A 25,307-nucleotide genomic window follows, 5' to 3' on the forward strand; every position below is an offset into this window, starting at 1 on the left:
GTTATATAAAAAAAGTCGCTTTCTTATTTTAAAATATATATAAATAGATGAGCCCGTTGATTTCCGCTACGGTGGACGCTTTCCGCGGGCGGGCGCCAAGCCGCTTCGTCGCTGCGCTCCTGCAGGGTCTTGGACTTCCCGCTTTTCCCGCAGGAGTCGCCACCTTCTCTCCAATCAACTACACATTTAATATAAACAAATAAGCCCGTTGATTTCCGCTACGGTGGGCGCTTTCCGCGGGTGGGCGCCAAGTCGCTTCGTCGCTGCGCTCCTGCAGGGTCTTGGACTGTCCCACTTTTCCCGCAGGAGTCGCCACCTCCGCTCCAATCAACTCCACATGTAATAAGAATAATCTTTGAGGCGATGAAAAATGATGGCGAGACCCTTTTAGACTGTAGATAAAGTCGAAGAAATTCAAATTTAGCTACGGTTCTTTTCTTTTGAAAAATAGATGAGACCGTTGATTTCCGCTACGGTGGACGCTTTCCGCGGGCGGGAGCCAAGCCGCTTCGTCGCTATGCTCCTGCAGGGTCTTGGACTGTCCTGCTTTTCCCGGAGGATGGAAATTGATAGCGAGATTCTTTCAGACTGTAGACAAAGCGAAGAAATTCGAATTTATCAACGGTATTTTTCCTTTTGGAAAATAGATAAGACTGTTGATTTCCGCTACGGTGGACGCTTTCCGCGGGCGGGCGCCAAGTCGCTTCGTCGCTGCGCTCCTGCAGGGTCTTGGACTGTCCCACTTTTCCCGCAGGAGTCGCCACCTCAGCTCCAATCAACTGCACATGTAATTAGAATAATCTTTTAAGGCGATTAAAAATGATGGCGAGCTCCTTTTAGACTGTAAACAAACTCGAAGAAATTCGAATTTATCACGGTCTTTTTTCTTTTGAAAAATAGATAAGACCGTTGATTTCCGCTACGGTGGGCGCTTTCCGCGGGCGGGTGCCAAGCCGCTTCGTCGCTATGCTCCTGCAGGGTCTTGGACTGTCCCGCTTTTTCCGCAGGAGTCGCCACCTCCGCTCCAATCAACTATACATGTAACAAAACGAAATCTTTTGATGCGATGAAAAAAATGACGAGATCTTTTCAGACTGTAGACAAACTCGAAGAAATCCGAATTTATCAACGGTCTTTTTCTTTTTAATAAGCCCGTTGATTTCCGCTACGATGGGCGCTTTCCGCGGGTGGGCGCCAAGCCGCTTCGTCGCTGCGCTCCTGCAGGGTCTTGGACTGTCCCACTTTTCCCGCAGGAGTCGCCACCTCCGCTCCAATCAACTCCACATGTAATATAAACAAATAAGCCCGTTGATTTCCGTTACGGTGGACGCTTTCCGCGGTCGGGCGTCAAGCCGCTTCGTCGCTATGCTCCTGCAGGGTCTTGGACTGTCCCGCTTTCCCCGCAGGAGTCGCCACCTTCGCTCCAATCAACTACACATGTAATATTACTGAAAATGCGGTGGACAACCTTAATGGTTTTAAAATAGTTTCTATGCATACGGTGCTTACTTTTGTTGCTGTGAATATAAAGACACTCGCCAATCATACTTGTAGAAATAAGAAATGGAATACAAGTTAACCACACAAAAAGAGGATTATAATAACCGTAGTATAAAAAATAACAAAAGACATTCAGGATGTGAGCATTCTGAATGCCTTTCGTCGACAAACTGAGTCGCTTTTATATTGAAAAGCGGCTTTTTGTGTCCAGCTAATTACTGTTTAATGTGTCTAAGCTGTTGTTCTGGCGTATAAATAGCCATAACAGATTAGCGATTTCTTGAGCTTCTGCAGCATGTATAGTGCCTTTAAAACTACTGTTAAAGGGCAATACTATTGCTTCGATGATATAAAATGGGATGTTTTCTTCTTGTAACGCTTTTATTAGGCAAGTTGTATATTCTTTACCAGCTTGTAAATCATCTTCAATAAGACCTTTTGAAAATCCACCTAGCTGTTCGGTTAAATATTCTTTCGTTACAAATTTATGTTTGAAATTTTGATGTAAGTACTTTGCTAAATCGCATCCAAGGAAATTTTCACCCTTTTCGATTTGAGCAGGTAAAATGGCGTCTAGTTGATTGATAGCGTATTTTACTACTTGTACTGTGTCTATTGCATCTTCACGCGTTATCTTCCAAAGATGTACCATGTGTTGAATCATCCCGAATGTTAGAATGGCAGCATCATAACAGTGTGGCTTTGATGCTTCGCCATAAACATCAACAATACGCATTGAAAGCCAATTTAACTCATTCAAATGGAACCTCATCATGACTTTTTTGAGTTCAGGGTCACCAGAGTGGAAAATCGATTCAAAAATAGGGATTAAATTTTGATCACGGTTCACTTGCATCAATACAGCTATTTGTTTAGCTAATAGGTCTTTATCTTTTGGGTCCTGTCCTATAAGCATTTCGTGTTTGCGAACATCTGCTTCCTCGCGGCCTTTAGCTAATATAGCGATTAAACATTCGTTTTTTGAAGCAAAATAATTATAGAAAGTACCTTTAGAAATATGCGATTCATCTAGAATGTCTTGAATGGATGTATTTTGAAAACCTTTTTCGACGAAAAGCTTTTGAGAGGCAACGATAACTTGACGTTTACGATTGTTCATAAATTCACCTGTTTTTCAATTAGTGTACTATCATTCTAACTTGAAAACGCTTTAATATCAATGTTTATAAAATGATAATATTTTTTTCTTGAAAAATTTGTACCGTGAGTATAAAATAAATCAAGTAAACTTCTATATACGAAATATAATGAAAGTAGAGTGGATAAAATATGAATAGTAACGAATTACAGAAAAAGCCACCTTACGCAATGATAGTAATCTTGTTTATAGGTGCTTTTGTTTCTTTTCTTAACAACACATTATTAAATGTGGCATTACCAACGATCATGAAGGAGTTTGAAGTAGGGCCTTCTAAAGTTCAATGGTTATCAACAGGTTATATGCTTGTCGGTGGGATTTTAGTTCCAGCAAGTGCTTTCTTTATCACTCGATTTAAAAACCGTCATTTATTTATTACATCAATGACTTTATTTTCTATAGGTACAGCATTAGCTATCTTAGCTCCTGAATTCTGGGTACTTATTGCAGCTCGTATGATTCAAGCAGCAGGTGCAGCTGTATTAGGACCATTATTAATGAATGTCATGTTAACAAGTTTTCCAATTGAAAAACGTGGATCTGTTATGGGGATCTTTGGTCTAGTAATGATTTCTGCTCCAGCTATCGGACCAACATTATCAGGCTGGATTGTAGAGCACTATGACTGGCGTATGTTATTTGAAATCATCTTGCCTTTCGCAATTTTTGTATTATTACTAGCGATCTTTAAGTTAGGGAATGTTATGGAGACAAGAAAAGTAAATCTAGATGTCTTATCTTTAATCTTGTCTACAATTGGATTTGGTTCATTACTTTATGGCTTCAGTTCAGCTGGAGACAAAGGTTGGGATAGTCCAATCGTCTACGGCACAATTATTGTCGGTGTCTTAGGTGTTTGTGCATTTGTTATTAGACAGCTACGCTTAGAACAACCATTGCTAGATGTTAGAATCTACAAGCACCCGATGTTTGCGCTATCTTCAGCGATTTCAATTGCCGTTTCAATGGCAATGTTCTCGGGAATGATTATTACACCTATTTATGTTCAATCAGTTCGTGGTATCTCACCATTAGATGCTGGATTACTAATGTTACCAGGTGCAGTTGTGATGGGGATTATGTCACCAATTACAGGTAAACTATTTGATAAATTCGGTCCTAAAGCATTAGCTCTTACTGGATTAACAATTACGACTCTTGCGACATATGAGTTAACAAAGTTAACTGCTGATACAAGTTATGGTTACTTAATGTTTGCATACACAATTCGTATGTTTGGTATGTCGATGGTTATGATGCCAATTATGACAAATGGTTTAAACCAATTACCAATGAAGATGAATCCGCATGGTACTGCCACGAATAATACCTTACAACAAGTTTCTGGTGCGATTGGTTCAGCTGTATTAATCACAATTATGACTAAACATACAGCAACTCGTGCAAAAGAACTTGGTTTAGAAATGAAAGAAAAAATGGCTTCAGCTGCGCAATCTGGTAAAGTACCAAGTGCTACAGAGATTGCTCAAATGAAAGCGCAAATTGGTGAACAAGCGTTGATTGATGGTATTAACTTCTCATTCTTAGTAGCGATGGGTGTTACAATCGTCGCTTTTATCTTAGCGTTATTTGTTAAACGTGTTCCGGTTAGTGGGAATTCAATGAAACCAACAGAAAACACGCAAGACCAAAATGAAGAAATTAAAGCTTAAATAATTGAAAAAAGAAAACGCCTAATCATGATGTGGGGTCATGATTAGGCGTTTTTGTTATTGTAAACGGGAGTTTGGAGCGGGGGCAAAGGCGTCTAACAATGCCTGCATATCCTTACCATCTAATTGTGGCACTTGATAATACTTATGTTTGTTTTGATAAAGGGATAATTCGTAAGCCATTTCGATGCAGTTCGGTATGGAGTCTGCTAGCACACGTCTTACGACTGGGTTAGTTACTTCGACGGCAGTCATTGCTTTACATGCGGCAAGCTGTTTATGGCCACCGAGTAAGTAACCTGAAATCATTTCGTCATTTAGCTCAGAAGCATTGGTCATTGGTTTTTTGGGTTGAGATGGTTCTAGACCATAGATGAAATCATGGCTAAGTTTCATCTGATAACTTCCTGTAGGATGTGATGGGTCACGTCCTGTTCTAAATGATTCAACTGTAATGTTGTACTCATCTAAGCTGAAATTGTACTGACGGTCCAAAATATCGAGTAATTCAGGGTCTTGTACGTGTTGACGCAAAATCACAGCTTGATTAAGCATAGCAACAGATTCAGATAATGTTTCTTTCATATCTAAAACTTCATGGCCACCATGATTCATCATCGCAGATTGTGGTTGATACATATTACCCTGTTGTGGTGTTTGTCCAAATTGGTTATTAGTCAATTGATTTGGCCTCCTTAATAAAATAGCGTTTCCGCAACAGTAGTATGGATTTAATGCAAAACATTATACGATGAAAATGAAACATCCAAATGTTTGGAGCGTATAATAAGTCGTATGTTTTTTCATAAGGAAGTAAGGTAAGAATGATTTAAAAAAGAATGATAAAAATGAGGAGGTTATTCATTTGAAAAAGTTGGTCACACCATTAATAATAATAGCTGTAATTATTGGTGTTTTAGCGATGATGATTGTGCCACGCTACAACAATTTAGTAAATGCAGATGAGCAAGTTGATTCGAAGTTTGCTCAAATTGAAAATCAATTACAAAGACGTTTAGATTTAATACCTAATTTAGTGAATACTGTAAAGGGCTATGCAAATCATGAGAAAGAGATTATGACGAGCATCGCTGACTCACGATCAAAATTAGCTGGAGCAAATACACCGCAAGATAAGGCTATCGCAAATGATGAATTAACAGGAGCGCTGAATCGATTATTGGTCGTTGTAGAGAAATACCCTGATTTAAAAGCAGACGCGAATTTCCGCCAGTTGATGGATGAACTATCTGGAACGGAAAATCGTATTGCTGTTGCACGTGAAGATTATAATGAAGAAGTAAAAGGCTATAATAAAATAAGAAGATCATTTCCTGGTAATCTTATTGCGGGAATGTTCAATTTTGAGAAAAGAGAATACTTTAAAGCAAATCCTAATGCTAGTGTTGCTCCGCCAGTAGATTTTGGCGGAAATGATTCAAAATGAAAAAATTCAAACTGGTGCTAGGTGTATTATTTACTTGGACGCTATTTTTTATAACTTCTGCAACGACTCAAGCGGCAACTTTGCCACAGCCTGTTCAGGATGGTTACGTGCAGGATTTCGCACATGTTGTATCAAATGACACAAAGGAAGAATTGAATGAGCTATCCAAAAAATTAGAGATTGCAACTGGTGCACAGATTTATATTCTAACCGTAGATAGTTTAGGTGGTATGGATGCCGCCACATACGGTATGAAAATTGTTCGTTCATGGGGAATAGGAAGTAAGGAAAAAAATAATGGTGTTCTTATTTTAGCGAGCTTTGGTGACGCTGAAGACGATCGGGATTTACATATTACTGTTGGTCAAGGTCTTGAAGGCGCTCTACCTGATGCTAAAATTGGTCGGATTTTAGATGAATATATGGTGCCGAATTTAAAGGCTGGGAATTATAATGCTGCCTTTAGTTCCGCATATAAGCTTATATACAATATCGTAGCAGAGGAATATAACTGGGATGGGACAGTAGATAATCCTGTAAAACCTGAAGAAGATGGTTTATCACCACTAACGATTATCATCCTCGTTATCCTCTTTTTAATCATATATAGCATATTTTCAAAAGGTGGGGGCGGATCTGGTGGTTCACGAGGTCGCCGAAGAGGTATGTATGATTATGGTGGAGGCTGGGGGAGTTTTAATTCCGGTGGTCGAGGTAAATCCAGTGGAGGAAGTTTTGGGGGATTCAATGGTGGCGGAGGTTCATCTGCTGGTGGGGGAGCAGGTCGTAAATGGTAGAAGAGGCGGTTTCGTAAAATTTACGGAACCGTTTTTTAGTTAATGTGTTTTCATTTGGCATGCTCATCGCAAAAACTTTATAATTGAAGTGGGGGTGTAAAGAAATGTCATTTCGCTTAGAGCAATCGCAAACACAAGTTCAAAAACTAGCGCTAACGCAAGAAATGCGGCAATCATTAGATTTACTGCAATATTCTTCTGAAGAACTGCACGCTTTTCTACAAGAAAAACAAGTGGAAAATCCCTTTTTAAAAATAAAAGTAAAATCATCAAAGAATCAACTAACTAAAGATTGGGTAGAATGGACAGCTTCAACAGTAACAGATTCGATTCAAAGTTCTATTATGGATCAGTTACTAAATCAAAGCTTATCTCCTGAATGTAAAAGAGCCATCTCTTGGTTAATTAATGACTTTGATGATTTTGGCTTCTTAACAAGTACAGATGAAGAATATTCCGAGTGGATAGATTTGGATATTCTGACGATAAAACAAGCGAGACAATACATATTACAATGTGAACCAATTGGCATTGGCGCTTACTCAATGTCACATTGTTTACTATTACAAGCAGAAAAAAGGCAAATGGATGAAGTTGTTTGTAATATTTTGTCCAGTTATTATACATTATTTATTGAAAAAAGATGGCAAGAGCTAGGGCGTATATCTAAATATTCTTTAAAGCAAATCCAACAAGCAGCTGATGCAATTAGTACGTTGAATCCATCTCCTATTGATTATTTAAGAACATCAAAAACAGAATATGTAAATACAGAAGCAGATGTTTTTATGGAAAATGGTAAACTGTTGATTCGATATGCAAAAGAGGCATTCCCTTCGGTCGAGTTAGATGAAGAGTATGTTAAACAAATCCAAGTGGATCAAGAATCACTTGCTTATATTAATGTAATGAAGGAACAGGTACGTATTATTGAAAAGCAATTATTGCAGAGAAAAGAAACATTACGCCTAGTTATTCAAGAAATTGTTAAAAAGCAATCAGCATTTTTTTCGAAAGGTTTTGATGCTATTGTTCCTTATACAATGACAGAATTAGCTACAAAATTAGAATTACATGAGTCCACGATTAGTAGGACAGTCAAAGATAAATATATCCATTCTGCATTGGGCACTTTGCCATTACGGAGATTTTTTTCACAGCGTTCAACGATGATAAAAGACGAAGATATTTCTGTAGACCGTGTTAAAACTCAATTACAACAATTAATTCAAGCTGAAGATAAGACAAAACCGTTATCTGATCAAGCATTAAAAAGTTTGCTTGATCAACAAGGTTTAGTATTATCAAGACGAGTCATAGCGAAATATCGGGAGCAATTGGGCATACTTGCTTCGACGAAACGAAAAAGATTTGAGTAATGAGGTGAATAAATGAACATTAAATATTATAGTCGTCCAGGTTGTGGGCTTTGTGAAGAAGGAATAGTACTGTTAAAGCTAGTACAAGAAGATGTTCCCTTTACAATAGAAGAAATTAATATTGAAACGGATGATTTATTGCATGAGCGCTTCATGTTAATGATCCCAGTCGTTGAAAAGAACGGGGAAATTATACAATACGGTGCACTGGATTATGTGACTTTGTTAGAGGGGTTAGCTGGTTAAGAGGGAGAGTCACCCTCTTTTTCTATATTCAGATAAATGTAAATAGATGAATTACAGTTCACTTATTAGTTGCGAAATTTGAATAGCAATTGTATACTGAATGCAGGAAATAAATTTTTTTACCCCTAGTGGGACAAAAATGAAACTAGTGGGACGGAAAGTAACCCACGACTGATGGAGGACGCAATAATATGTATACATTATCGGAGGCGCAATTAAAATTACTACCCGAAATGTCTGACATCCTTCAAATCAGATATCGACTACTTCAAACGATTCAGATGATGGGTCCGATTGGCCGTAGAGTATTAGCAGAGCAACTATCAGTAACTGAGCGTGAAGTACGTAAGGAAACTGATTTATTAAATGAGCAAGGATTGATAATTACCAGCCGTTTAGGTATGAGTATTTCGGATAGTGGGCATCATGTACTCAGTAAACTAAAGTCTCTCGTACATGAATGGTCAGGAATATCGTCATTAGAAACTAGACTCACAAGACATTTTAATATTCAAAAAGTAATCATTGTTCCGGGCAATAACGATTTTGAGCCTTCTGTCAAAATTTTAATGGGTGCGGAGGCTGCAAATGAGCTAGAACATCTAGCAAATAGTAAGAAAACCGTAGCTGTCACCGGAGGAAGTACAATTAGTGCAATTGCTGAAAGTTTGACTCCAACAAATAAACTTTCACAACTACAGTTTATAGCAGCTAGGGGCGGCATTGGTGAAGAAATGCAGCTACAAGCAAATACCATTGCATCCGTTTTTGCTAGTAAAACAGGTGGTAGTTATCGTACGTTGTATTTACCAGAATATTTAAGTGAAAATGCTTATTCTACAATGATAAAAGAACCTATTGTGAGAGAAATGATGGATCTATATGAACAGACTGATATTGTTTTACATGGTATCGGTTCTGCAGAGGAAATGGCCGTTCGCAGAAAATCATCAACTGAAGATTTACAAGCGCTACAAAGTTTTGGAGCAGTCGGTGAAGCATTTGGTTATTATTTTGATGAAACGGGTAAGGCAGTACATAGAATTCGTACTGTTGGTATCCAGCTGGAACAAGTTCATAAATGCCCTTCCATTTTAGCGGTGGCAGGAGGAACTTCGAAAGCTAAGGCAATTCTCTCGTATATTAAAAACCCTGCTGAGCAAACTATTCTTATAACAGATTTAGGTGCGGCAGAAGAAATGATTCTATTACTTAAGTGATTACAAACAAATGGAGGAATATAACATGACTTTAAAATTAGCGATTAACGGATTTGGACGTATTGGACGATTAGTATTTCGAAATGCAGTGCAGCATGAGAATATTGAGGTAGTAGCAGTAAACGATTTAACAGACGCAGCAATGCTGGCTCATTTGTTAAAATATGATTCCGTACACGGTATTTTAGATGCAGAAGTATCTTCTGAAGGCGAGTATCTAATTGTTAATGGTAAAAGAGTACGTGTTTATGCTGAAAAAGATCCAGCAGTTTTACCTTGGAAAGACCTTGGAGTCGATATTGTCGTCGAGTCTACAGGACATTTTGTTAAAACAGAACTAGCAAGTAAACACCTTGAAGCAGGTGCTAAAAAGGTAATTGTTTCAGCACCAGGTAAAGGTAATATGCCGACATTTGTTATGGGTGTGAATCATAAAGAATACAATTCTGCAGAGCATGATGTTGTTTCAAATGCATCTTGTACTACAAACTGTTTAGCACCAGTAGCAAAAGTTTTAGATGAGAAATTTGGTATTAAACGTGGCATGATGACTACAATTCACTCATATACAAATGACCAACGTATTTTAGACTTACCGCATTCTGATTATCGTCGTGCACGTGCAGCTGGCGAATCAATGATTCCAACAACTACAGGTGCTGCAGTAGCGGTAGCAAAAGTTTTACCGAATTTAAAAGGCAAACTAGATGGGATGGCAGTACGTGTACCAACACCTAATGTATCTTTAGTAGACCTAGTTGCTGAATTAGACAAATCGGTATCAGTAGAAGAAATCAATGCAGTGCTAAAAGACGCTTCAGAAAACGAGCTAAAAGGTATTTTAAATTACACAGATTTACCACTAGTTTCAATTGATTATAATGGTAATAAAGCATCATCAACAATCGATAGCTTATCAACAATGGTCCTTGAAGATAACCTAGTAAAAGTACTTTCTTGGTATGACAACGAATCAGGATATTCTGCTCGTTGTATCGACTTAGCGCTTTACATGTACGATCAAGGTTTGTAATAGAAAAACCATAGCCTTTATGAACCCGAGCGTTTATAATGTATTAGGGTAAAAGGAGAAGGGATTACTCTTCTCCTTCTTTTATTACTACAAAGAGAAAGCGCTTGCTTTCTAGTAGTATTGGAACAAGCTTTTCGAATATATAGTCGAAGGGCTGTTTTATTATAGAAAATTATTAATACGATGCTTATTTCGCGAGGTTGAAAAAGCAATATAAACAATTGGAGGAGGCTCTCTTCATGTATCAGAAGAAGACGATGAATGATGTAGAAGTAAACGGAAAGCGCGTATTTGTACGCGTAGATTTTAATGTACCTATGGAAGACGGTAAAATCACCGACGACACTCGTATCAGAGCAGCACTTCCTACAATTTCTAGCTTAGTTGAAAAAGGCGCTAAAGTAATTTTAGCAAGTCATCTTGGACGTCCAAAAGGTGAAGTGAAAGAAGAGTTACGTTTAACAGCAGTAGGTAAACACCTAGTTGAATTACTAGGACAACCTGTAACAAAATTAGACGAATCAATCGGTGAAACGGTTGAAAAAGTAGCAGCAAACATGAAAAACGGTGATGTTGTATTACTTGAAAACGTTCGTTTCCATGCTGGCGAAGAAAAAAATGATGCTGACCTTGCAGCAAGCTTTGCTAAATTAGCAGATGTTTATGTTAACGATGCATTTGGAGCAGCTCACCGTGCACACGCAACGACAGCGGGCATTGCTGAATATATCCCAGCTGTTTCAGGTCTATTAATGGAGAAAGAGCTTGATGTACTAGGCAAAGCTTTATCGACTCCAGAACGTCCATTCACAGCGATTATTGGTGGAGCAAAAGTAAAAGACAAGATTGGCGTAATCGAAAATCTTCTAGATAAAGTAGATCACTTAATCATTGGTGGCGGTCTGTCATACACATTCTCTAAAGCGCAAGGCTACGATATTGGCCAATCTTTATTAGAGGAAGATAAAATTGAATTAGCGAAATCATTTATTGAAAAAGCAGAAGCTAAAGGTGTGAAATTGCATATGCCTGTTGATGTTATTGTGGCAGATACTTTTTCTAAAGATGCTAATACAAAAGTTGTTGATATCGATCAAATTCCTTCTGATTGGATGGGGCTTGATATTGGACCTAAAACAACTGCAGAATATGCAGATGTTATTAAAAACTCAAAATTAGTCATTTGGAATGGACCGATGGGTGTATTTGAAATGGATGCTTTTGCTAACGGAACAAAAGGTGTTGCACAAGCAATGGCAGAAACTGATGCCTACACTATCATTGGCGGAGGCGATTCAGCCGCTGCAGTCGAAAAATTCCATGTAGCAGATAAGATGAACCACATCTCAACAGGTGGCGGTGCATCCCTTGAATTTATGGAAGGCAAAGCTTTACCAGGCGTTGTCGCACTAAACGATAAATAGTAATGGAGGATGATTCACATGCGTAAACCAATTATTGCAGGTAACTGGAAAATGTATAAGCACTTAAATGAAGCAGTAGAATTCGTAGAAGCGGTAAAGTCATCAATCCCAAACAAAGCTCAAGTTGACTCAGTCATCTGTGCTCCAGCATTATTTTTGCCAACACTTGTAGAACAAGCTAAAGGCTCTAATTTAGCAATTGGTGCACAAACAATGCACTTTGAAAAAGAAGGTGCCTTTACAGGTGAAGTAAGTCCTTCTCAACTAGCGGACATTGCTGTTTCATACGTAGTATTAGGTCACTCAGAGCGTCGTGAGTATTTCAACGAAACAGATGAAGCAGTCAATAAAAAAGCACATGCTGCTTTTGACTATAACTTAATCCCAATCGTATGTGTTGGTGAAACTTTAGAAGAGCGCGAAGCTGGAAATACAGTTGCAAAAGTAGATGGTCAAGTGCGTGCAGCGCTTCAAGGATTATCAACAGAGCAAGTACAACAATCTGTCATTGCTTACGAACCTATTTGGGCAATCGGTACAGGTAAAACGGCAACTGCAGAAGATGCAAATGAAGTTTGTGGAGCGATTCGTGCCACAGTGGAAGAAATTGCAGGTGCAGAAGCTGCTGCAGCGATTCGAATTCAGTATGGTGGAAGTGTGAAGCCTGAAAATATTGTAGAATTATTGACAATGGAGCACATTGACGGAGCTCTTGTCGGTGGAGCAAGCCTACAATCAGATTCATATTTAAAACTCTTGGAGGCGGGCGCAAATGCCTAAAAAACCAGTAGCACTTATTATTTTAGACGGTTTAGGTTTACGTAATGAAGTGTTCGGAAATGCCGTGGCTCAAGCGAAAAAACCAACATTTGATCGTTTATGGAATACGTATCCTCATTCAACACTGCTCGCTTCAGGTGAAGCAGTAGGCCTGCCAGATGGACAAATGGGTAATTCAGAGGTAGGTCACTTGAATATTGGTGCCGGACGTATTGTGTATCAAAGTTTAACGAGAATTCAAAAGTCTATTAAAGATGGTGACTTCTTCGAAAACGATGCACTAGTGCAAGCAGTAAAATATGCAAAAGAGAATAATACAAAATTACATTTAATGGGCTTACTTTCTGATGGCGGTGTACATAGTCATTATGAGCACTTATTCGCTCTATTAACACTAGCTAAGAAATATGAATTAGATGAAGTTTATATACATGGTTTCTTAGATGGCCGTGATGTAGCACCAAAATCAGCTGTTTCTTATATTGAAGAAACTGAAAAACAAATTGCTGAAATTGGTGTAGGGAAATTCGCATCAATTAGTGGACGCTATTATGCAATGGATCGCGACAATCGTTGGGATCGTATTGAAAAAGTGTACGATGCACTTGTCGATGCTAAAGGTGAAGAAGCAACTTCTGCAAAATCAGGCGTACAAAACTCATATGCAAAAGATATTACAGATGAATTTGTTGTACCGTTTGTAGTAAAAGAAGACGGCAAACCTGTAGCAACAATCGATTCAAATGATGCGGTTATTTTCTTTAACTTCCGTCCTGATCGAGCAATTGAACTTTCAAAAGCCTTTACGAATCCTGCATTTAATAGCTTTGAATTAAGCAAAAAACACCCTACAAATATCAAATATGTAACGTTCAAGCATTATAGTGATGAAGTAACTGCTGAGGTTGCGTTTGAAAACGACAACTTAGTTAATACTATCGGCGAAGTATTAGCAAATGAAGGATTAACTCAACTACGCATTGCTGAAACTGAGAAATATCCTCATGTTACATTCTTTATGAGTGGTGGACGTGAAGAGAAATTTGCAGGCGAAGAGCGTATTTTGATTAACTCACCTAAAGTAGCAACATATGATTTAAAACCTGAAATGAGTGCTTATGAAGTAACAGAAGCTTTGTTAGAAGCAATTGAATCTGATACGTTTGATGGTATCATCTTAAACTTTGCAAATCCAGATATGGTTGGACATAGCGGTATGTTAGAACCAACGATTAAAGCAATTGAAGTTGTTGATGAGTGTTTAGGTAAAATTGTCGATGCTATCATTGCAAAAGGTGGGGCAGCAATTGTAACTGCGGATCACGGTAATTCTGATGAGGTTACTACTTTAGAAGGACAACCGATGACAGCTCATACAACGAATCCTGTACCGGTAATCATCACAAAAGAAAATATCATTTTACAAAATGGTGGAATTTTAGCCGATTTGGCTCCAACCATGTTAAAATTACTTGGAGTGGAACAACCACTTGAAATGACAGGAAAACCATTATTTTAAAACTGAGGAGAGTTAAAACAATGCCAATTATTACAGACGTACAAGCTCGTGAAGTATTAGATTCACGCGGTAACCCAACAGTAGAAGTAGAAGTATTCACAGAAAGCGGTGCATTTGGTCGTGCAATCGTACCATCTGGTGCATCTACAGGGGAATATGAAGCAGTAGAATTGCGCGATGGCGATAAAGGTCGCTACCTTGGAAAAGGTGTTTTAAAAGCAGTTGATAATGTAAACAACGTCATTGCACCTGAGTTAATCGGTAACTATGCTGTACTTGATCAAGTATCAATTGATAACAGCATGATCGCATTAGATGGCACTGAAAACAAAGGTAAACTTGGAGCAAATGCTATTCTTGGAGTATCTTTAGCAGTTGCACATGCAGCAGCAGACTATTTAGGAGTTCCTCTTTATCAATATATCGGTGGAGTAAATGCTAAACAATTACCAGTACCGATGATGAACATTGTAAATGGTGGCGAACACGCTGATAACAACGTAGATATTCAAGAATTTATGGTAATGCCAGTAGGCGCTGAATCTTTCCGCCACGCATTACGTATGGGTACTGAAATCTTCCACAGCTTAAAAGCTGTATTAAAAGAATCTGGACATAATACTGCAGTTGGTGATGAAGGTGGCTTTGCGCCAAACCTTTCTTCTAACGAGGAAGCACTTTCTACAATTATGACAGCAATCGAACGTGCTGGATACAAACCAGGCGAAGAAGTATTCTTAGCAATGGACGTTGCATCTTCTGAACTTTATAGTAAAGAAGACGGTAAATACCATTTAGATGGTGAAGGCGTTGTGAAAACTTCTGAAGAAATGGTTGCTTGGTACGAAGAGATGACTACTAAATATCCAATCATCTCAATTGAAGATGGCTTAGATGAAAATGACTGGGCTGGTCATAAATTATTAACAGAACGTATTGGTAATAAAGTACAACTTGTTGGTGATGACTTATTCGTAACAAATACAAATAAATTATCTCGTGGTATCGAAGAAGGCGTTGGTAACTCAATCCTAATTAAAGTAAACCAAATCGGTACTTTAACTGAAACTTTAGATGCTATTGAAATGGCTAAACAAGCAGGCTACACAGCTGTTATCTCTCACCGCTCAGGTGAATCTGAAGATGCAACAATTGCTGATATCGCAGTAGCTGTAAATGCTGGCCAAATCAAAACAGGTGCACCTTCACGTACTGACCGCGTTGCGAAATATAACCAATTACTTCGCATCGAAGATCAACTACACACTACAGCAAGATATAATGGCTTAAAATCTTTCTACAACTTAAATAAATAAGTTAGAAAATTTACTTAAGCTCTGAATAACGTAGAGCTATTTCACTGTCGCAAAAAGACGGTAGAAATAGCTCTATTTTTTCAATTGATAGTCGTCAAAATTGTATGGAAATGTTAGAATATAACTTAAGAGCTAGTCTATATAAAGACTACATAGCATGATTGAATTAGAACAACGTTGTCATTACGTACAGTTTTTGGTAAGATAAGACTGTTGTGATGTTTCGAATCAGGAGGTGGAACATATGCATACTGTGATTATGACTTTATTAATCATTGTTTCTCTTGCATTAGTTGTCTTAGTATTATTACAATCAAGTAAAAGTGCAGGTCTTTCGGGAGCCATCTCTGGTGGAGCTGAGCAACTTTTTGGTAAGCAAAAAGCTCGAGGCATGGACCTTATTTTGCACCGCATTACGGTAGTATTATCAATTTTATTTTTTGTACTAGCTATAGCTATTGCTAAAATTTAATGAGCGATATTTGAACCGCCTGACCACCTTATGGTTAGGCGTTTTCTTTTATAAAAGCATATAATTAATAATAGAACACTTACATACATGAATTGTATTATTAATGGAGGTTTGCTTCATGGAAGTATTAATGTCACAGCCTTTCTTTTTTAAAGCTGGTCCACGCGCAGTTTTACTGTTGCATGGCTTTACTGGAAATTCATCTGATGTACGAATGTTAGGAAGATTTTTGGAGAAAAAGGGCTATACTACGTATGCTCCTCATTATAAAGGCCACGGTGTACCACCAGAGGAATTAATCCATACAGGACCATCAGATTGGTGGAAAGACGTTCTAGAGGGATATAATACTTTAAAAGAAGCCGGATATGAGGAAATTGCGGTTGCAGGTTTATCTTTAGGTGGTGTATTTTCATTGCGTTTAGGGTATACACTACCTGTTAAGGGGATTGCGACAATGTGTGCACCAATGTCAATGCGCACTACGGATTTAATGTTCGAGGGTGTGTTGAAATATGCACGTGACTTTAAAAAATTTATTGGTAAAAAACCAGATGAAATCGAGCAAGGGATAATGGAGCTAAAGAAACAAGGGATGCCTTCGCTTTCAGAATTACGTGAGCTTATTTATCATGTTCGTGACCAGATTGATCTTATATATGCTCCAGTATTCGTTGCACAAGGATTATTAGATGACGTGATTGATATAAATTCGGCGCAAATCATTTATGATCAAGTGGAGTCCAATGACAAGGATATAAAATGGTATAAAGAGTCTGGACACGTTATTACTCTTGACAAAGAGAAAAAACAATTACATGAAGATTTATATGCTTTTTTAGAAAAACTCGACTGGCATGAGTAAAAAGGGCAATCTTCGCAAACGCTAATAGAAGGAGGGAAGAAAGATGAACAATCAAGATTTAACATTGCAAGAACGATTATTAACTTTCATGAAAGAAGAACAATATAAACCACTTACTGTAGCTGAATTGGAACAACAATTTGGTTTTAAAGACGCGGATGAATTTAAAGAACTAGTAAAAACACTAGTAAGAATGGAACAGCAAGGGCAGGTATTGCGTTCCAATACGAATCGTTATGGTACACCAGAACGTATGAATTTATTAAAGGGTCGCTTTATCGGTCATGCAAAAGGCTTTGGCTTTGTTGCACCTGAAGAAGCAGGAATGGATGATGTGTTCATTCCACCAGATGCGCTTAATGGCGCATTAAATGGAGATACAGTATTAATCCGTGTATCTCAAACAACTTCAGGAGATAGACGTGAAGGTAGAATTATACAAATTGTAGAACGAGGAACAACGAAGGTTGTCGGGGTCTTTCAAGCAAATCGTGGCTTTGGCTTTGTCGTTCCAGATGATAAGAAATTATCAATCGATTTCTTTATCGCAAAAGGGGATACTCTTGGTGCGATGGATGGTCACAAAGTAGTCATTGAAATTACTGGATGGCCTGAGGATAACCGCTCAGCAACGGGAATTGTAACACAAATTTTAGGTCACAAAAATGACCCTGGTGTCGATATCTTATCGATTATTTATAAACATGGTATCGCCATCGACTTCCCAAAAGAGGTAATTGATGCTGCATCAGCAATTCCAGATGAGGTAACACAAGCAGATTTAGAAGGCCGTATCGATTTACGTGATCAAATGATTGTTACAATTGACGGTGAAACTGCTAAGGATTTAGATGATGCTGTAACAGTGACAAAAAATGATGATGGTACGTATAAGCTAGGCGTCCATATAGCTGATGTTAGCTACTATGTAACTGAGGGATCAGATTTAGATAGAGAAGCATATGATCGTGCGACAAGTGTATATTTAACAGACCGTGTAATTCCGATGATTCCACATCGACTTTCAAATGGTATATGTTCTTTAAATCCACAAGTTGACCGTCTAACATTATCTTGTGAGATGACGATTACTGGTAGTGGTGAAGTAATAGGACACGAAATTTTCCAAAGTGTTATTAACACAACTGAACGTATGACGTATACAGATGTATATAAAATTTTAGAAGAAGACGACGAAGAGTTAAAAGAACGCTACGCAAATCTTGTTCCTATGTTTAAGGATATGGGCGAATTAGCTCAAATCCTACGAAATAAGCGTATGGATCGCGGTGCTGTAGATTTTGACTTTAAAGAATCTCAAGTGCTTGTAGATGAAAATGGTTGGCCAACAGATGTTGTTTTACGTGAACGTACAGTTGCTGAGCGTCTTATTGAAGAGTTTATGTTAGCAGCGAATGAAACTGTTGCAGAACATTTCAAATGGATGGATGTACCTTTCATTTATCGTATTCACGAAGACCCTAAGCCAGAAAAACTCCAACGATTCTTTGAATTTGTAACAAACTTTGGGTTAGTTATAAAAGGTACTGGTAACACAGTTCACCCACGTGCATTACAAGAGATTTTAGAATCAGTTGAAGGATTACCTGAAGAGCCTGTTATTTCAACTATGATGCTTCGTTCTATGCAACAAGCAAAGTATAGTGCAGAATGTTTAGGACACTTTGGTTTATCAACAGAGTTTTATACACACTTTACATCTCCAATTCGTCGTTACCCGGACTTAATTGTTCACAGATTAATCCGTACGTACTTAATTAACGGCGACGTTTCACAAGCCACAGTTGCACACTGGAATGCTATAATGGACGAAATTGCACAGCATACGTCTGAGAGAGAACGTCGTGCAGTTGATGCAGAGCGCGATACAGATGCACTGAAAAAAGCACAATACATGGCTGATAAAATTGGTGACGAATTCGAAGGTATCATTAGTTCAATTACAAACTTTGGTATGTTTATCGAATTAGAAAATACAATTGAAGGCCTAGTGCATATTAGCAATATGACAGATGATTACTACCGTTTTGACGACCGCCAAATGTTAATGATTGGCGAACGTACAGGTCGTATTTTCCGTATTGGTGATGGGGTAGAAATTCGAGTTAAAGCTGTCAACGTTGAAGAGTCTTCAGTGGACTTTGAAATTGTCGGCATGAAACGCGAATTCAGTCGTACTCGAAAAGAAGCGCCACGTGTCATTCACGCGAAGAAAAAAGAAGGCTCTCGAGGTGGTAGAGGGAAAGGCAGAAGCGAAAGTGGAAGTGGAAGCGGAAGCGGAAGCGGAACTCGAAAACCAAGTGGTGCAAAAGTGAATGGTAAAACACGCAAGGAAGAACGTAAAGCTTCCGGTAAAAGCGGTAGCCAAAGGAAAAAGTTCTACGAAGGTATTGCTAAAAAGAAAAAAGGTAGCAATGGTAAAAAGAAAAATAAAGAGAAGCGCTAGTCGCTTCTCCTCTATTCAATGAGGTGATTGATAATGGCTAAAGGGTCAGGTAAGGTTCTGGCACAAAATAAAAAGGCAGGACATGATTTCTTTATAGAGGAAACGATTGAAGCAGGAATGGTATTACAAGGAACAGAGATTAAGTCAATTCGTAACGGTAGAGTGCAATTGAGAGACTCATACGTCCGCGTCAGTGGTAATGAAGCTTGGATTTCAAACATGCACGTTAGTCCATATGAACAAGGAAATCGTTTTAATCATGATCCATTACGTTCACGTAAATTATTGCTTCATAAAAGACAAATTGCAGAGCTAATTGGAAGAGTTAAACGAGACGGTTATACTATCGTACCGCTGAAAATGTACATAAAAGACGGTTATGCAAAATTATTAATCGGTGTCGGTAAAGGTAAGAAAAACTACGATAAACGTGATGACCTACGTAAAAAAGAAGCAAAACGTGATATGGAACGTACATTCAAGGCAAAAAACCAAATCTAATTGAGTTGCTCAAACTTGAAGTTTAACCAATCTTGCCTTATAATTTAAAAAGTAAACAAGCCAGTATAAATACTTTTTCTAAAGTATTTCCGAACGGCCTTAAGACATTTATTGTCATAAGGTTCCCTAAGGCATTTAACTACAAGTAGTAGAAATACCTTGTAGAGATTTAGCCGCTATTAAGGGGACGTTACGGATTCGACAGGGATGGTCTGAGCTTGAGTTGCGCGTCGGAGGTCTCGGCTTCGTCATCAACGGAAGTTATATAATAACTGGCAAACAACAAAACAACTTAGCTTTCGCAGCGTAAGCTGATGAAACTGCCTGTCTACTCTATCGCCCATGTAGAATAGTCAGGCTCACTTATAGTGGGATACGGTTACTAGTGCCACTTGAGCTAGTAACAAGAGCTTCCCAAGTTAGCGCTCATGATGCCTGCTTGCTGGCTATTGCTGCGTGAATCCTAAATAGGCAAGATACACGCGTAGAAGCTTGAGTATTGGAGTTTCTGGACGCGGGTTCGACTCCCGCCGTCTCCATATTTAAATTAGCAGTAGAAATGCTGTTAAATCAACGTTTATAAGAGTTAGGGTGTCTTGATGAAGGTGTTAACTTTCAAAAAAGACTCCCTAACTTTTTTCGTTTTTTAGGGTACATTTAATTGAATACTTGCGTTTATAAACCTTCTAATTCACACGATGAATAGGGGGTTTTTGTTTGGATAAAAGCGGAAAGCATGTTGTATTCTCGATGGGAAATGCACGTCACGTTAATCCTAAAGCTAGTAATAATCAATGGATACCAATTGATTACGGATTAGAAATTGTGGTTAAGCAAATGAAAATTGCTGGCAATAGACCACGTGTACCATTGGTAGTTATGATTATATTTTTCGGGGATATTGTGAATCGAACAAAATTCACTATGTAGAGGGAATTACGATTGATACAATTTATAGCTACGTTATTAATTGATTTGATTAAGATGGACGGAGTTAGTTTATTTGGAGATAATCTTACCTATGAAGTTGATTCTTTATGTAAAGAATTGCGATTAAAGCGTCATGAATTATTTAATTTACTTGTTAGCATTTTTGAAGAAGAAGAAGTTCAGGCAGAATTAAAATGGAAGGTTGAATATCTAATGTCACATCTCGCTGTTAATGGCGGATTTGAAGGGGGATTAAACAATGTCTAATATTCAACAAATGAAATTTAGTAAAGAAGAACAAGAAACAATAATCCGCTTAGATTCGGTAGTTAGAATGTGGTATGTGTATTCTGCAACGCCTAAATATATCCGACAATATATCAATTATGCTACTTCTATGAATGTAGATTTTAAGGTATTAACAGAGTGGGAAGGTAAATCCACCACCATTGAGTTAGTAGTTCCAGAAACACTTTCTAATAATAGCTTTTTAAAGCCAAAACGAAAGATTAGTGAAGCACATAAGGCTGCATTAGTAATGGGAAGAACGAAGAAAACTAAATAGCGGAATCAAGTTAAGGAAGAGTCGATAGCATACCGTAAATTACGGCAGCTATCGGCTTTTTTATTTAATGTGTAATTTATATTGGGTACGGTCTAATTCGGCTTGCTTCACAGGTATATCACGTTCAGCACATAATTCTGAAATCCAAACTTTATTTTCTTCTGAAATTTTTGTACCAAGAATGACTGCGGTAGGCTTTTCTAAATTAAACTTTTGTTCTTCTTTTAGAAAAGAAATCAGTCTCCATTCATTCTCATACTTCCAACAATCGTACTTACTCAATGTAGCAAGTTGAATTCTATCAATAGGGCTTCTCTTCGGATATTTATTCATATCAAATAATTCATTACTATATTTAACGGGCGAGAGTGTAAGTAACAACCTACTTCTATAATCAATATTTGAGAAGTCATATTCAATACAAATACCTTCGTGAAATTGTGCATAATGACTCCACATTAGAATATTATCATTAGTTTCACTAAAACAAGCTGCATAGACTGTGGATTGGTAATTATCATTTAGTTCTTTTACGTAATTCTCATAGATGTCATAGGTTTGTTCTATGTAAAAGTTGATTTTCGAATTAATATCTTCAATTACTTTCTCATCTTGACTCAATGTTTTTCCTAATAAATAGCCAAGGTATTTTAAGGGCACATCTTTCGTTAAAGTATGTACCTCTGAAAAAAAGCTTTCCAAAGTTTGATCTGGTATCAAATGTTGGAATTCTTTACAAAACTCCAATAGTACACTTTCTTTGACTTTATTTAAATGTGTTTCGTTATAATCCACAGTTAATCCACTATCATATGGGTCGTTAAAACTGTTTGCAGGGCTTAAAAAGGCAATATCATTCCTTAAAGTATCTTCTAAAAAATCATTTATAGGTCGATATCGATATAATTTTTGTGGGAGAATGTTTAGCTTTAAAAGTGTTAGTTCTGCAAGATGTAAAGGTACTTCTTCAGTAGCAAATAATAAATTAAAATACTCTTCTTTTAATGTTTTCATGCAATGCCCCCTAAAGTCAGTTGTATAAATATAATTCTATTTTATTTTTTAAAACCCTTTATAGAGAAGGCATTTGGCTTGTCTGAATTGCTAAAGCCATAAGTTTATCCGAAAGTTTTGGAATGCTTAAAATGCCTTCTAATAAAGCTAAAAATGAACTAGGAATGATTGCATATGATGTAATTTTGAATGTACCCAATTATTGTGCTATTAGAATGCAAAATAAACGCTTGTTTGTTGCCGATACAAACCATTTGTGAAATTTTTGCACAATGCTTGGGGTGACTAATTTGTCCGCCACTTTTGTTTTGAGTAGTGGGAGAGTGGAAGTAAAAAAAGTTATGTACAGATGCACAATAAGAATTAGAAATTTATTACCTAATCAAGTTCATTAAAACTTATTATAATAAACGCAAAAAAGGGCACTAACATACAGTGAAGTACATTGGTTACATTAGTGCCTGATCTATGTGCTATTGGGAATGTGTTTATTATGCTATTGCTATTTACTAGATTTACTAAAGAATAAAGTGGTTATGCTAAAGCACTTAATTCACATTAGTTCATTAAGGATTTTTAAACAAGTAACATTATCTTTATCTATGCTAGCAAATAGTAGAACAGATATTATTTGTGTTAGTTGTTATTCCTACGAACGTTAGTTAAGTAGTGGCTTTAGCCAGGTTATTGTTATTAGAAAAGGTTTAGTAAGTTTAGTTCACCGTTATAAGACCCCTTTGCTTTATAGTGTTTGAAACCAGCCAAAAAGATGGGTAAAGTAAAGGTAACACTTTAGGGACATTGCCCAAAGTATTGATATGATTGGATTTCTCCAAAGGTAACAAATTAGTGATTAACCTATGTCAAACCCCGTTATGATTCTAATTTGACTAGTAATTTCGTATTTTTCTGTTGCAAAGTCACAGCTTTAAGGACACTGATTCAAGGACACACATGGGTGTAATTAATAACTCGCCAAATAAGACAAAGTCAAAAACAAAGAATGTCATAAGGCATCCTTACAATGTTGCTTCATATTCTTTTACTTTTTTGTAGAACGTAGCTTTCTTCATATCCATTGCTGCCATGAACTCCACGGCTTTAATTTTTCCATTTTTCCACTGATTATATAGCTTTCCCCACTCGTTTGGCAGTTTCATAATAGGACGACCTAAGTGCGTACCTTTAGCTTTAGCAACTGCAATTCCTTCAGCTTGACGTTGTTTAGACGTTAATCTTTCTTGTTCTGCCATCGCCGTATATACTTCAATAATAATATTATTAATCATATCAATAACCCATTCTTGCCCTTGAGGTACATCTTGCATTGTAGTAGGTAAATCAATAATTTTTACACGTATACCTTTATCTTTGAAGTACTGTAGGTACTGTTTAATAAGTTCTTTATTCCGACCTAAACGGTCAATAGATTTTATATAAATAGTATCACCTGATCGCATAGCTTTTAGCATAGCTTTAAATCCTTCACGTTCCAAACCCCTATGGGCTGTCTGACACTTGCAAAATATACGCACCATTTTTGAACCTTTTCATGCACAATATAAGTTTAAATGTTATATGCAAGAAGCAAAAAAGATTGTACTATATATGTTAAATATGTCAATTTAAAATACTGGGATGAGGGATAGTATGGAAAACATTTTGTATCCTAAAGGTAAAGCCATTGATTACATTTATCAATATTCGAAGTATCATGGTAATCTTCTGATATTCTGTGAGGGTTTAATGGACGAAGAGAGTAGTAATAGTTTACCTGCTTTAATTTTTTTGTTAAACATCACTGAAAATGTAATGAGAAATGTTATAGGTGATTTTGATAATAAAACGAAATTATATGAAGTGATTAAAGAGTTAGAATCACGAAATTATATCACTAACCGAGAGGGAAAGTTTCTAAATCAAGGTAAGAATAGTATTAGAAGTTTAAGGAATATCTTTACTCATGCCCAACTTTCTAAATACAATTTAGAAGTTAATGAAGAGGGGAAAAAAGTTTTATATCCTTTTACTGAAAATACAACATGTGCATATATTTATAATCAAATTTCAGATATTTTATTCAATATAATGATGAAGATTGTTAGCCAAAGTTTCATAGAAAATATGAAAATAACTTTGGATACATCGACAGCTATTTCTAAAGTAAATATTAAAATTGTAGAGATTACGCCGGAACAACTATTAAAATTTAAGGGATTCGATGATGACTATTTTAATTCAGACGAATGGAAGTTGTTAGATGAAGATAGTAGATATAGATTAGCAGAAGATGCGTCTGATATAAATGTTCTTACTAGTATTTTTAGTAGACTCTTAAAGTGATAATTGAGAAAAAAGTGTGTGTGAATGATTGAAATACGAGTTAGTGGGAATTTGCCCTATTCAATCTTTATGACAAGGGTTGTAGAGGTCATTTTCGATTATATATACGTAATGACTGGCCACATTCAGCTTGTCAGAAACAAGTTCTATGTTTGTTGTAATAGTAATGACATTATAATTTCCCCTGTAGTTTTGATATAAATGAAAAAAGACCGCTACAATCTGCAATGCTGCAAACGTAACGGTCTGATAATATTTAATTAGTATTGAATAGAACGTACTACTGCCATTTTGCGTGCCCATTCATTTGCTTCTCGGGAGATATGTTCTTGACGAAGGCGTTCACGATTTTCTTCCGTCTTACGCTGATACTTTAAACGTTCTTGAAAGGCTTGCCCAACGACTTCGTAGTTAATTGATGAAGTGTCAGCAATCCCAAATTCTTTCTGTAGGACAAGTCCGTAAGTTACTTTCATAGTAGCGTCCATACCTTGTAATACATCTTTATTCCCTTGCTTTAGTTCATCTAGAGTATTTTGATGTACCGCATATAAATTCAATAGTGTCACTATAAATCTCCTCCATAGTATAAATTCATATAAAGATTTTGTTAGCTCAGAACTTATTTTAATTAACGGCTCCATTCATCATTAAATA

At 37.1% G+C, this 25,307-nt stretch carries 24 protein-coding genes and 1 other RNA gene; 20 read left to right on the top strand and 5 right to left on the bottom strand.

Annotated features, from left to right (window positions below; genetic code table 11):
• Positions 1-1,711: 1,711 nt before the first annotated feature.
• Positions 1,712-2,620: a TetR/AcrR family transcriptional regulator gene (locus ACZLO7_RS04610; RefSeq protein ID WP_464941333.1), complete on the bottom strand. Its 909-nt coding sequence runs from the start codon at positions 2,618-2,620 to the stop codon at positions 1,712-1,714.
• A 170-nt stretch (positions 2,621-2,790) separates the two neighbouring features.
• On the opposite strand from ACZLO7_RS04610, the gene ACZLO7_RS04615 reads away from it, so the two are divergent.
• Positions 2,791-4,332, top strand: coding sequence for a DHA2 family efflux MFS transporter permease subunit (locus tag ACZLO7_RS04615; protein ID WP_464941332.1), 1,542 nt, complete (start codon positions 2,791-2,793; stop codon positions 4,330-4,332).
• Between the two features lie 57 nt (positions 4,333-4,389).
• Here ACZLO7_RS04615 and ACZLO7_RS04620 read toward each other — a convergent pair whose 3' ends face one another.
• Complete coding sequence (locus ACZLO7_RS04620) at positions 4,390-5,013, bottom strand: spore coat protein (RefSeq protein ID WP_464941331.1); 624 nt, start codon at positions 5,011-5,013, stop codon at positions 4,390-4,392.
• A 184-nt stretch (positions 5,014-5,197) separates the two neighbouring features.
• On the opposite strand from ACZLO7_RS04620, the gene ACZLO7_RS04625 reads away from it, so the two are divergent.
• The 18 genes from ACZLO7_RS04625 to ACZLO7_RS04710 all read left to right on the top strand — a co-directional run bounded on the left by ACZLO7_RS04625 (position 5,198) and on the right by ACZLO7_RS04710 (position 21,293).
• A complete protein-coding gene (locus tag ACZLO7_RS04625; RefSeq protein ID WP_464941330.1) occupies positions 5,198-5,779 on the top strand; it encodes a LemA family protein in 582 nt (193 codons plus the stop codon).
• The gene (locus ACZLO7_RS04630; RefSeq protein ID WP_464941329.1) at positions 5,776-6,576 is read left to right on the top strand and encodes a TPM domain-containing protein; all 801 of its coding nucleotides are present in this window, start codon (positions 5,776-5,778) and stop codon (positions 6,574-6,576) included. The genes ACZLO7_RS04625 and ACZLO7_RS04630 overlap by 4 nt, the downstream gene beginning before the upstream one ends.
• Before the next feature lie 104 nt (positions 6,577-6,680).
• Positions 6,681-7,955 carry an RNA polymerase factor sigma-54 gene (gene rpoN / locus ACZLO7_RS04635; RefSeq protein ID WP_464941328.1) on the top strand — a complete coding sequence of 425 codons (1,275 nt, stop codon included), beginning with the start codon at positions 6,681-6,683 and terminating at the stop codon, positions 7,953-7,955.
• Between the two features lie 12 nt (positions 7,956-7,967).
• Complete coding sequence (locus ACZLO7_RS04640) at positions 7,968-8,201, top strand: glutaredoxin family protein (protein ID WP_464941327.1); 234 nt, start codon at positions 7,968-7,970, stop codon at positions 8,199-8,201.
• 191 nt (positions 8,202-8,392) lie between these two features.
• Entirely contained in the window at positions 8,393-9,421 is a 1,029-nt protein-coding gene (locus ACZLO7_RS04645; protein ID WP_464941326.1) for a sugar-binding transcriptional regulator, read from the top strand.
• 25 nt (positions 9,422-9,446) lie between these two features.
• Positions 9,447-10,454, top strand: coding sequence for a type I glyceraldehyde-3-phosphate dehydrogenase (gap, locus tag ACZLO7_RS04650; protein ID WP_464941325.1), 1,008 nt, complete (start codon positions 9,447-9,449; stop codon positions 10,452-10,454).
• Between the two features lie 239 nt (positions 10,455-10,693).
• On the top strand, positions 10,694-11,878 hold the full coding sequence (locus ACZLO7_RS04655; RefSeq protein ID WP_464941324.1) for a phosphoglycerate kinase: 1,185 nt from the start codon (positions 10,694-10,696) through the stop codon (positions 11,876-11,878).
• 18 nt (positions 11,879-11,896) lie between these two features.
• A complete protein-coding gene (tpiA, locus tag ACZLO7_RS04660) occupies positions 11,897-12,658 on the top strand; it encodes a triose-phosphate isomerase (RefSeq protein WP_464941323.1) in 762 nt (253 codons plus the stop codon).
• A complete protein-coding gene (gpmI, locus tag ACZLO7_RS04665) occupies positions 12,651-14,177 on the top strand; it encodes a 2,3-bisphosphoglycerate-independent phosphoglycerate mutase (protein ID WP_511261384.1) in 1,527 nt (508 codons plus the stop codon). The genes tpiA and gpmI overlap by 8 nt, the downstream gene beginning before the upstream one ends.
• A 20-nt stretch (positions 14,178-14,197) precedes the next feature.
• The gene (gene eno / locus ACZLO7_RS04670; protein ID WP_464938345.1) at positions 14,198-15,493 is read left to right on the top strand and encodes a phosphopyruvate hydratase; all 1,296 of its coding nucleotides are present in this window, start codon (positions 14,198-14,200) and stop codon (positions 15,491-15,493) included.
• A 244-nt stretch (positions 15,494-15,737) separates the two neighbouring features.
• Positions 15,738-15,965, top strand: coding sequence for a preprotein translocase subunit SecG (gene secG / locus ACZLO7_RS04675; protein WP_464938346.1), 228 nt, complete (start codon positions 15,738-15,740; stop codon positions 15,963-15,965).
• A 118-nt stretch (positions 15,966-16,083) separates the two neighbouring features.
• On the top strand, positions 16,084-16,830 hold the full coding sequence (locus ACZLO7_RS04680; RefSeq protein ID WP_464938347.1) for an alpha/beta hydrolase: 747 nt from the start codon (positions 16,084-16,086) through the stop codon (positions 16,828-16,830).
• Between the two features lie 43 nt (positions 16,831-16,873).
• Positions 16,874-19,297 (top strand): ribonuclease R, encoded by a 2,424-nt coding sequence (rnr, locus tag ACZLO7_RS04685; RefSeq protein WP_464938348.1) that lies wholly within the window; start codon positions 16,874-16,876, stop codon positions 19,295-19,297.
• Positions 19,298-19,330: 33 nt separating this feature from the next.
• The gene (gene smpB / locus ACZLO7_RS04690; protein ID WP_038188785.1) at positions 19,331-19,798 is read left to right on the top strand and encodes an SsrA-binding protein SmpB; all 468 of its coding nucleotides are present in this window, start codon (positions 19,331-19,333) and stop codon (positions 19,796-19,798) included.
• 183 nt (positions 19,799-19,981) lie between these two features.
• Positions 19,982-20,340, top strand: a transfer-messenger RNA (tmRNA) gene (ssrA, locus tag ACZLO7_RS04695).
• A gap of 175 nt (positions 20,341-20,515) precedes the next feature.
• Positions 20,516-20,728, top strand: a complete 213-nt coding sequence (locus ACZLO7_RS04700; protein WP_464938349.1) for a hypothetical protein — start codon at positions 20,516-20,518, stop codon at positions 20,726-20,728.
• A 12-nt stretch (positions 20,729-20,740) separates the two neighbouring features.
• Entirely contained in the window at positions 20,741-20,995 is a 255-nt protein-coding gene (locus ACZLO7_RS04705; RefSeq protein ID WP_464938350.1) for a hypothetical protein, read from the top strand.
• Positions 20,988-21,293 (top strand): hypothetical protein, encoded by a 306-nt coding sequence (locus tag ACZLO7_RS04710; protein WP_464938351.1) that lies wholly within the window; start codon positions 20,988-20,990, stop codon positions 21,291-21,293. The genes ACZLO7_RS04705 and ACZLO7_RS04710 overlap by 8 nt, the downstream gene beginning before the upstream one ends.
• Positions 21,294-21,353: 60 nt before the next feature.
• Here ACZLO7_RS04710 and ACZLO7_RS04715 read toward each other — a convergent pair whose 3' ends face one another.
• Both ACZLO7_RS04715 and ACZLO7_RS04720 read right to left on the bottom strand, forming a co-directional pair.
• Positions 21,354-22,307, bottom strand: a complete 954-nt coding sequence (locus ACZLO7_RS04715) for a DUF2971 domain-containing protein (protein ID WP_464938352.1) — start codon at positions 22,305-22,307, stop codon at positions 21,354-21,356.
• Between the two features lie 1,019 nt (positions 22,308-23,326).
• On the bottom strand, positions 23,327-23,845 hold the full coding sequence (locus ACZLO7_RS04720) for a recombinase family protein (protein ID WP_464938353.1): 519 nt from the start codon (positions 23,843-23,845) through the stop codon (positions 23,327-23,329).
• Positions 23,846-23,957: 112 nt separating this feature from the next.
• On the opposite strand from ACZLO7_RS04720, the gene ACZLO7_RS04725 reads away from it, so the two are divergent.
• The gene (locus ACZLO7_RS04725; RefSeq protein ID WP_464938354.1) at positions 23,958-24,650 is read left to right on the top strand and encodes a hypothetical protein; all 693 of its coding nucleotides are present in this window, start codon (positions 23,958-23,960) and stop codon (positions 24,648-24,650) included.
• Positions 24,651-24,910: 260 nt separating this feature from the next.
• Here ACZLO7_RS04725 and ACZLO7_RS04730 read toward each other — a convergent pair whose 3' ends face one another.
• Positions 24,911-25,219, bottom strand: a complete 309-nt coding sequence (locus tag ACZLO7_RS04730; protein WP_464938355.1) for a hypothetical protein — start codon at positions 25,217-25,219, stop codon at positions 24,911-24,913.
• Positions 25,220-25,307 lie beyond the last annotated feature (88 nt).

The organism is Viridibacillus sp. d25.2, assembly GCF_055456015.2.